Below are 6775 nucleotides of genomic sequence, written 5' to 3' on the forward strand. Positions count from 1 at the left end.
CATAGGCCACACCTATGAAAGGCCCTAGGCTGGGGAGATGCAGCTCCAGCAGCTCCGCTACTTCGCGGCCGTCGCCGAGACGCTCCACTTCACCCGCGCCGCCGAGCAGGTCCACGTCTCCCAGCCGTCGCTGTCCCAGCAGATCCGGGCCCTGGAGCAGGAGCTCGGGGCCGATCTCTTCCGCCGGGCGCGCGGCAACATCGCCCTGACCGACGCGGGAGAGGCCCTGCTGCCGCTCGCCCGGCGGATCCTCGCGGACACCGAGACGGCCCGGCGCGAGGTACAGGAGGTGGCTCAGCTGCGGCGGGGCAGGGTCCGGCTCGGGGCGACGCCCAGTGTGTGCACCGGGCTGCTGCCGGGGGTGCTGCGCGCCTTCCACGACCGCCACCCGGGGATCGAGCTGCTGATCGAGGAGTCCGGCTCGCACGACCTGGTGCGGGCCCTGGCCCGGGGGGCACTGGACCTGGCCCTCGTGGTCCTGCCGCTGCCCTCGTCCTCACCGGCGCTCACCGCGGTGGAGTTGCTTCGGGAGGACCTGGTGGTGGTGTCCTCCCCGCTGGCGCCCGCGCCGTCCGGGCCGCTGCGGATCCGGGACCTGTCGGGCGAGCCGATGGTGATGTTCCGGCACGGCTACGACCTGCGGGAGCTGACGGTCGCCGCCTGCCGTGCGGAGGGATTCGAGCCCTCGTTCACCGTGGAGGGCGGCGAGATGGACGCGGTGCTCGGCTTCGTGCGCGCGGGCCTGGGCGTGGCGGTGGTGCCCGCCATGGCCGCCGGGGGCGCGGGCGGGGACCTGCGGGCGACGCCTCTGGCGGGGGCGGGGCTGCACCGGACGATCGGGCTGGCGCACCGCAGCGACGTCGCCCCGCCCCGCGCGGCCCGCGAACTCCGGCGGATGCTGCTGGAGTCGCGCGGCTGACACGGCACCGGGTCCGGGTGCGGGGAGGCACCCCCGCACCCGGCCTGGCCCCGTGCCCGCGGGGCACGTCCTGCCGGCTCACACGGCGTCGGCCAGCACCAGCGCGTGGATGCGGTCGGGGGAGCCGGGCCGCGCGTAGTACCAGCCCTGTGCGGTGTCGCAGCCCAGTTCGCGCAGGCGCTCGGCCTGCGCGCCGGTCTCGACGCCCTCGACGGTGACGGCCAGTTCGAGGCTGTGCGCGAGCGAGACGATGCCCTCGACGATCTTCAGGTCGACCGGGTCGCAGGGGTGCTGCTGCATGCCCTGGGTGAAAGAACGATCCAGCTTGAGCACGCTCACCGGCAGCCTGCGCAGGTTGGCCAGGTTGGAGTAGCCGGTCCCGAAATCGTCCAGGGCGATGTCGACCCCCATCTCGGCGAGTTGGCGCAGCGGCTTGAGCAGGTCCTCGTCAGCGCCGATCAGTGCGGACTCGGTGACCTCCAGGCACAGCGCACCGGGCTCCAGGCCGGAGCGCTCCAGCACCTCGACCGTGTCCGCGACCAGCGCCGGGTGCTTGAGCTGCGCCGGGGAGAGGTTCACGTTGATCCGCAGCGGGCCGCCGTCGCTGTGCCGCCGGCTCCAGTCGCGCGCCTGGCGGACGGCCTCCGCCAGCACCCAGCGGCCGAGCGGCACGATCAGGCCGGTGCGCTCGGCCAGCGGGATGAACCGGTCCGGTCCGAGGACGCCGTACTGCGGGTGGCACCAGCGGACCAGGGCCTCGGCCCCGTGGACGCTGCCGTCGCCGAGATGCACCAGGGGCTGGTACTCGATGAAGAACTCGCCGCGCTCCAGGGCGGAGGGCAGCGCGTTGGTCAGCCCGTGGCGGGTGATCACCCGGGCGTCCGCCTCGGGGTCGGACAGCTCGAAGCGGTTCCCGCCCGCCGACTTGGCCCGGTACATGGTGATGTCGGCGCTGCGGAGCACCTCCGCGCTGGTGCGCTCGCCGGCAGGCCCCTCCACGATGCCGATGCTGCCGCGCACGGCGAACTCGCGGCCGTCGACGGTGACCGGCGCGGAAAGGGCGTTGAGGATGCGGGTGGCGAGTTCGTCCACCTCGCGCGCCGTGTCGGGGCCGGTGGTCAGGGCGACGAACTCGTCGCCGCCGAGCCGGGCGACCATCTCGCCGGGAGCCGTGGCGCAGCTCTGCAGGCGGTCGGCGACCTCGACGAGCAGCCGGTCGCCGACCGCGTGCCCGAGGCTGTCGTTGATCGCCTTGAAGCCGTCCAGGTCGAGGTAGCACAACCCGAAGCGGTTGCCGTCCCCCGCGGCGACCGCCTTCTCCAGCCGCTCGAAGAACAGGGTGCGGTTCGGCAGACCGGTGAGGGCGTCGTGGGTCGCCTCGTAGCGCAGCCGCAGGTTCAGCAGCCGCCGCTCGGTGGTGTCCTCCATCAGGGCCAGCTGGTACTGCGGCTCGCCGTCCGCGTCGCGCAGCAGGGAGACGGTCAGGTTCGTCCACAGCACGGTGCCGTCGTTGCGGTAGAAGGGCTTCTCGGTGCGGAAGTCCTCGCGCTGTCCGCGGACCAGTTCGCGGTGGAGGTCCCAGACGTGCGGGCGGTCCTCGGGGTGGGCCCAGTCGGTGACCCGGCGGCCGCGCACGTGGTGCTCCAGGCCGCCGAGCATCCGGGTCAGCGTGTCGTTGGCCTCCAGCACGTTGCCGTCCAGGTCGGCGATGGCGATGCCGATGGCGGCGCCCTGGAACACCGCCCGGAAGCGCACCTCGGTGTCGTGCATCGCCTGGAGGGCGTCGTTGCGGGCGAGGAGGGTGGAGCGGGCGATGGCCTCCTGCTCGGCGAGGGTGCGCTCGCGCAGGGCGTGGGCGAAGCCGGCGGCCACGGCGTGCTGGAGGCGCGAGCAGCGCGCCCGGCTCTCCTCCGCCCCCGCGCCCGGGTCGCCGCAGTAGAGCACGAGGTAGGAGTCGATGACGCCGAGCGTGCGGCTCAGCGCCTCCGGGTCGGTGCAGTGGGCCTCGACCAGCGCCCGGCCCACCCGTTGCGCGGACTGCGGGACGAACGGCGCGGAGCGCAGCGCGGTGCACAGCTCGCGCGCCGGGGGCAGCAGGTGCCGCTCGAACTCGGGCCGGGTCTGGGAGGTGGCCGTGACCGGGAAGATGGCCCGGCTCCAGATGGTCGCGAAGCGCCGGAGGCGGTCCTCCAGGGCGTCCGGTTCCTCCGGGGAGCGATCGGCCTGTGACGTGGGGCTCAACGCCGGCGCCCCACCCCGGCGAAGCCCGAGAAGGCGTAGGGGTCCTCCTGCTCGGGCGGGCCCTCGGGGCGCCAGTGCGGCATGGGCACCAGCCCCGGGTCCACCAGCTCGCATCCGGTGAAGAAGGCGGCGAACTCCTCACGGCTGCGCATCACCAGCGGGTTGCGGATGTCCTTGTAGACGTCGACGACTCCGCCGGCCTGCTCGGCCGGGACCGGTACGCCCTCGTAGGAGGCGTGGGTGGCGACGAGGAGGCTTCCCGGGGCGAGGGCCTCGCACAGCTCGGCGACGGCGGCGCGGGGGTCGTCGGCGTCCTCGACGAAGTGCAGGACGGCCACCAGCAGCAGGGCCACCGGGCGGTCGAGGTCGAGCAGTCCGGTGACCTCGGGGCTTTCGAGGATGTGGCGGGGGGTGCGCAGGTCCCCCGCGAGGACCGCGGTGCGCGCGTCGCCGTCGAGGATCTCGCGGCTGTGCGCCACCGCGACGGGGTCGTGGTCGACGTAGACCACCTTCGCTTCGGGGTCCGCCTCGCGGGCCACCTCGTGGACGTTGCCGAAGGTGGGGATGCCGGAGCCGACGTCGAGGAACTGACCGACCCCCTCCCCTGCGGCGAAGCGCACGGCGCGCCGCATGAAGGCCCGGTTGGCCTGCATGATCTTGGGCAGGCCGGGCAGGTATCCCATGGCCCTGCGCGCGGCCTCCCGGTCGACCTCGAAGTTGTGCGAACCGCCCAGGTAGTAGTCGTACATGCGGGACACGCTCGGCACCGATATGTCGATGCCCTGCGGTGCCCAGGCGGGACGGTCCATCGATGTCTCCCACGAGTCGCCACGGCAGGTAGGCCATGTCCATGGCCAGGGTTCGAGCCGAGGCTACTGATCGCCCGCCAAGAGGGCGAGCCCAAACGGAAATTAGCGGTCCGTTCTTGGTCACACCTCGTGGTCGCGGGCGGCTGCCGGACGGGCACGCCGTGCTCCTCCCCTGCCCCGGGGCAGGCAGACGGCCCGCCCCCGCGCGACGTAGCGGGGGCGGGCCGTCCTGGCCGGAGGCGCAGCGTGGGGACTACTTCGGCGCTCCGACCGGCTTACCGTCCGGGGAGACGGCGTACCAGGTACCGCCCACTCCCTGGCCGTTGGTGTCACCGGGCGCCTTGTCCCCGGCGAAGGTGTAGATGGGCCAGCAGTCGATGGTCTGCTGCTGGATGCCGTCGGGCCGGTCGAAGGTGACGAAGCCCTTCTTGAGGATGCCCTCGGTGTCGTTCTTGTCCACCGGCTCCACGACGGGCCACTTCTCCAGGCACGCGTCGGTGCAGGCCGACTTCATGGGCCAGGCGGAGTCCTTCGTGAACCGGTAGACGGTCATGCCGTCGCGGTCCACCACGATGTCGCCCAGCTTGGGGTCCTTGCGGACGGACAGCCCGGCGAGGTCGGCGGGCTCGGCGCCCTCCTCGCCTCCGCCGGCGGGCTCCTCACCGCCTCCGCCCCCCTCCCCGGGGGCGGCCTTGCCCCCGTCGGGCGCCGCCGCGTACCAGGTGCCGCCGACCCCCTGGCCGTTGGCGTCGCCGGCCTTGGTGTCCTTGGCATAGCGGTACATCGGCCAGCCGTCGACGGTGAGCTGCTTGGTGCCGTCCGCCCTGGTCACCTCACCGATGAGGGAGGGATCGACGCCCGGGGCCGCGGTGGCGCCGTCCGCGGCGACGATCGGCCAGGCCTTCGCGCAGTCGCCTTCGCAATTGGACTTCGGCGGCTTGGCCGAGTCCTTGTCGAAGCGGTAGAGGGTGAAGCCGGCGCTGTCGGTGAGGACCTCCCCGAGGTCCTCGCTGTCCCAGATGGCGAGCTGGCCCGCGGGCTTCGCCTCGCCGCCGCCGGAGCCCGCCGAGCCGTAGCCCGCCTCGGAGCCGTACCCGCCCCCGGAGGCCGCGGGGTTGGCCGCGCCGACGGCCTGGCCGTTGGGGGTCTCGGTCCCCTGCTCCTGACCGCACGCCGTCGTCAGCGCGAGTACGGCCGCCGCGGTCACCGCGAGCGAGGCGTTCCGCCAGGTGTTCATGTCCACTCCCGTAGGTTCTCCGGACTCCCTCGGGGAGCCGGCCGGGGCGCCGCCGCGGCGCCGTTCACGAACCTAGGTACGGACACGGGCACAAGGGGCGTTCAACGTCGCCGGGAAAATCTTCCGCGTCGCGGTCGCGAACCCTGCGCATCCCGTCGGCACCCGCCGATTTCCCCCCAAGGTGCTCCTTCGGGAGTTGGCCGGAAGTGCACCCCGGTTCCGGCTCGTTCACCCGATCCGCGGCGCCGCCGGGGCCGGGGGCGCCTCACCGGAAGCGGTCCAGAGCGGCCCGGACGCCGGTCCGGAGTTCGGCACTGCCCTTGTGCCCGGCGCCGTCGACCACGACCAGTTCGGCGCCGGTCCACGCCCTCGCCAGGTGCCAGGCCGTGTCCAGGGGCGAGCTGAGGTCGAGGCGCCCGTGGAAGAGCACCCCCGGGATCCCGTCGAGGCGTCCCGCAGCGTCCAGCAGGGCTCCCTCGTCCAGCCAGGCACCCTGGGCGAAGTAGTGCGCGGCGATGCGGACCAGGGCGATCCGGGCCGCGTCGGGCCGCCCGCCGTAGGGGTCGGGGGCGCCGTGCGGTTCGAGGGACAGGACGGCGTCCTCCCAGCGGCACCAGTCGAGTGCGGCGCGCTCGCGGACCGCGGCGTCGGCGCTCTCCATGCGGCGGGCGTAGGCGGCGACGAGGTCCCCGGGGCCCCGGGCCTCGGGCACGGCGGCCCGGAAGCGCTCCCAGTCCTCGGGGAAGAAGCGGCCCACGCCCCGGTAGAGCCAGTCGATCTCCGACCGGCGGGTGGTGGTGACACCGGCCACCACGATGGCCTCCACCCGCTCGGGATGCCGCTGGGCGTAGGCGAGCAGCAGGGTCGATCCCCAGGAGCCGCCGTAGAGTACCCAGCGCTCCACGCCCAGTTCGGTCCGCAGCCGCTCCATGTCCGCCAGGAGGTGCTCGGTGGTGTTGGCCGCCATGTCGGTGGCGGGGTCGGCGGCATGGGGGGTGCTGCGACCGCAGCCGCGCTGGTCGAACTGGACGACCCGGTAGGCCGACGGGTCGAAGTGGCGCCGCGCCCGGGGCGAGCTTCCCGAACCGGGGCCGCCGTGGACCACCAGGGCGGGACGCCCTCCGGGGGAGCCGCTCTCCTCCCAGTGGACGAGGTTGCCGTCGCCCACGTCGAGGCTCCCCTCCCGGTACGGCTCGACGGCGGGGTAGAGCCCGTCGTCCCCGATCGTCCGGATGCCCGTCATGGCCCACGCTCCGTTCCCGGTCCGCCGTCCCGGCGGGCGGCCGGGCGGACCTCTCGATGGCTTGGGCGTGCTTCGCGAAGCAGCGCCGTCCGCCGCGGGCCGGGGCTTTCGGAGCACGCCCCGGGACCCTAGTGCGCGGGCCGCGGGCCCGCCGCGGCCGGGGCGCCATACCCGCCACGCGGGGCGGGGCGCCCGTGCGGGCGCCTTTCCCACGGACCGCCGCCGCAGGCGGCCCGCCGCGCCGGTTCGGAACCCGGTCGGACGCGCAGGATGACCCGAATGCCCTACAGCGATCGCGGCGCAGTGTGGCCGCTCGTAGCGTTTCG

At 73.9% G+C, this 6775-nt stretch carries 5 protein-coding genes; 1 reads left to right on the forward strand and 4 read right to left on the reverse strand.

All coding sequences use genetic code 11. From position 1 onward, the window contains the following. Positions 1–37 precede the first annotated feature (37 nt). A complete protein-coding gene (locus NPS70_RS24360; RefSeq protein ID WP_256526536.1) occupies positions 38–919 on the forward strand; it encodes a LysR family transcriptional regulator in 882 nt (293 codons plus the stop codon). 78 nt (positions 920–997) lie between these two features. On the opposite strand, the gene NPS70_RS24365 is transcribed toward NPS70_RS24360, so the two are convergent. The 4 genes from NPS70_RS24365 to pip all read right to left on the reverse strand — a co-directional run bounded on the left by NPS70_RS24365 (position 998) and on the right by pip (position 6449). Beyond that, on the reverse strand, positions 998–3160 hold the full coding sequence (locus NPS70_RS24365; RefSeq protein WP_256526537.1) for a bifunctional diguanylate cyclase/phosphodiesterase: 2163 nt from the start codon (positions 3158–3160) through the stop codon (positions 998–1000). Further along, on the reverse strand, positions 3157–3969 hold the full coding sequence (locus NPS70_RS24370; protein ID WP_256526538.1) for an SAM-dependent methyltransferase: 813 nt from the start codon (positions 3967–3969) through the stop codon (positions 3157–3159). Before NPS70_RS24370 ends, NPS70_RS24365 begins: the two co-directional genes overlap by 4 nt. A 253-nt stretch (positions 3970–4222) precedes the next feature. Further along, positions 4223–5206 carry an SCO0930 family lipoprotein gene (locus NPS70_RS24375; protein WP_256526539.1) on the reverse strand — a complete coding sequence of 328 codons (984 nt, stop codon included), beginning with the start codon at positions 5204–5206 and terminating at the stop codon, positions 4223–4225. A 265-nt stretch (positions 5207–5471) separates the two neighbouring features. Next, entirely contained in the window at positions 5472–6449 is a 978-nt protein-coding gene (gene pip, locus NPS70_RS24380) for a prolyl aminopeptidase (protein WP_256526540.1), read from the reverse strand. Positions 6450–6775: the final 326 nt, after the last annotated feature.

It is taken from the genome of Streptomyces sp. C10-9-1, from assembly GCF_024497955.1.
GTDB lineage: Bacteria > Actinomycetota > Actinomycetes > Streptomycetales > Streptomycetaceae > Streptomyces > Streptomyces sanyensis.

Coding starts and splice junctions, on each gene's coding strand:
- pip (WP_256526540.1), bottom strand. CDS start 6,449: ATGACGGGCATCCGGACGATCGGGGACGACGGGCTCTACCCCGCCGTC.
- NPS70_RS24375 (WP_256526539.1), bottom strand. CDS start 5,206: ATGAACACCTGGCGGAACGCCTCGCTCGCGGTGACCGCGGCGGCCGTA.
- NPS70_RS24360 (WP_256526536.1), top strand. CDS start 38: ATGCAGCTCCAGCAGCTCCGCTACTTCGCGGCCGTCGCCGAGACGCTC.
- NPS70_RS24370 (WP_256526538.1), bottom strand. CDS start 3,969: ATGGACCGTCCCGCCTGGGCACCGCAGGGCATCGACATATCGGTGCCG.